The organism is Streptomyces phaeochromogenes (genome assembly GCF_001418655.1).
Classification (GTDB): domain Bacteria; phylum Actinomycetota; class Actinomycetes; order Streptomycetales; family Streptomycetaceae; genus Streptomyces; species Streptomyces phaeochromogenes.
This window is the reverse complement of the sequence record NZ_LIQZ01000648.1, coordinates 1-1,517: the sequence shown is the minus strand read 5'-3', so window position 1 is coordinate 1,517 and position 1,517 is coordinate 1. Positions and strand designations below refer to the sequence as shown.

General features: G+C 69.2%; 2 protein-coding genes and 1 pseudogene. 2 read left to right on the top strand and 1 reads right to left on the bottom strand.

What is annotated here, in order from left to right:
* Positions 1–186 (bottom strand): annotated as a pseudogene (locus AOK17_RS53340) (arsenite S-adenosylmethyltransferase); the annotation flags it as partial.
* Between the two features lie 114 nt (positions 187–300).
* Here AOK17_RS53340 and AOK17_RS47145 point away from each other — a divergent pair.
* Both AOK17_RS47145 and AOK17_RS47140 read left to right on the top strand, forming a co-directional pair.
* Positions 301–678 (top strand): ArsR/SmtB family transcription factor, encoded by a 378-nt coding sequence (locus AOK17_RS47145; RefSeq protein WP_079053696.1) that lies wholly within the window; start codon positions 301–303, stop codon positions 676–678.
* On the top strand, positions 675–1,418 hold the full coding sequence (locus AOK17_RS47140; protein WP_055618770.1) for an aquaporin: 744 nt from the start codon (positions 675–677) through the stop codon (positions 1,416–1,418). The genes AOK17_RS47145 and AOK17_RS47140 overlap by 4 nt, the downstream gene beginning before the upstream one ends.
* Positions 1,419–1,517 lie beyond the last annotated feature (99 nt).

The window sequence follows — 1,517 nt, the reverse complement described above, 5'->3', positions numbered from 1 at the left end:
GGCGGCGACGGCCTCGGCGGGCAGAGCGTCGCGTTCGTCGGCGGCGTAGAGGGTGGAGCCGAAGTTCTCGTCGATCTCGACCGGCTGCGGTCCGCAACAGGCGGTGCCGCCCTCGGTGACCTTCACTGCTGCCTCGGCGTACCGCCGGCGGACCGTCTCGCGCAGATCGGTGGACTGCTCGCTCATGACTTCGCTCATGACTCACTCCTGGATGACGGGCCTGGCGGGACCCGAGCGGCCTGTATTGACGTTCTTCGATGCAACCTTGCGCCTTGAATCGAAAAACGTCAACATAGAGGAATGTCGAAACAAGAACTTGAGGTGCTCGGTCAGGGCACGGACGGCGGCTGCTGCCAGGCGCTGGCGACCGCACCCCTGGACGAGGGGCAGGCCACCGAGCTGGCGAAGGCTTTCAAGGCCCTGGGGGATCCCGTACGGCTGCGGCTGCTGTCGATGATCGCTTCGCGGGAGGGCGGCGAGGTGTGCGTGTGCGAGCTGACGCCTGCCTTCGAGCTGTCTCAGCCGACGATCTCCCATCACCTCAAGCTGCTGCGCCAGGCCGGCCTCATCGACTGTGAGCGTCGCGGGACCTGGGTCTACTACTGGGCGCTGCCCGGTGTCCTGGACCGATTGGGTGCGTTCCTGACCGCACCTCAGCCGGCCGGGGCGACCGCGTGAGTGCCTCGCTGGGACGGCGGGCCGTGGCCGAAGCCGTGGGGACGGCCGCGCTGGTCGCGGTGGTGGTCGGCTCCGGCATCCAGGCGACCGGGCTGTCACAGGACGTCGGAGTGCAACTGCTCGCCAACTCGCTCGCCACCGTCTTCGGCCTGGGCGTGCTGATCACGCTGATCGGGCCGGTTTCCGGCGCCCACTTCAACCCGGTCGTCACTCTTGCCGCCTGGTTCACCGGGCGTGGAAGTGGCGACGGCCTCACCGCGCGGGACGTGGCCGCGTACATCCCTGCGCAGATCGCCGGGGCGATCAGCGGCGCGGTGCTGGCCAATGCGATGTTCGCCGAACCGTTGGTGAAGTGGTCCGCGCACGACCGCTCCGCCGGCCACCTGTGGCTGGGCGAGATCGTGGCGACCGCTGGGCTCGTCCTGCTGGTCTTCGGTCTGGCCCGGACCGATCGCGCCGCCCTCGCACCGGCCGCGGTGGCGTCCTACATCGGAGCCGCCTACTGGTTCACCTCTTCCACGTCGTTCGCCAACCCGGCGGTGACGATAGGCCGGGCCTTCAGCGACACGTTCGCGGGGATCGCCCCGGCCTCCGTCACCCCGTTCGTCGCTGCCCAACTGCTTGGTGCCGCTGTCGGCCTGGGCCTGGTGGTTGCGGTGTTCGGCCGACCGGCTCCCGCCGAAACCGACATCGTCGTTCCTCACGGTGAGACCGAACTCGCCACGCCCTTCGCCCGCTGAGTCCCCTCCCCAGAAAGACACCCGCCATGAGCACTCCCGCCCCGCGTTGTGGACGCAGACGAACAGTACGGACGGCCCCGGGGCGGGAGTGCTCATGGC

What these genes read in the sequence shown, in the direction of transcription:
- AOK17_RS47145 (WP_079053696.1), top strand. Translation starts at nt 301, where the DNA reads ATGTCGAAACAAGAACTTGAGGTGCTCGGTCAGGGCACGGACGGCGGC.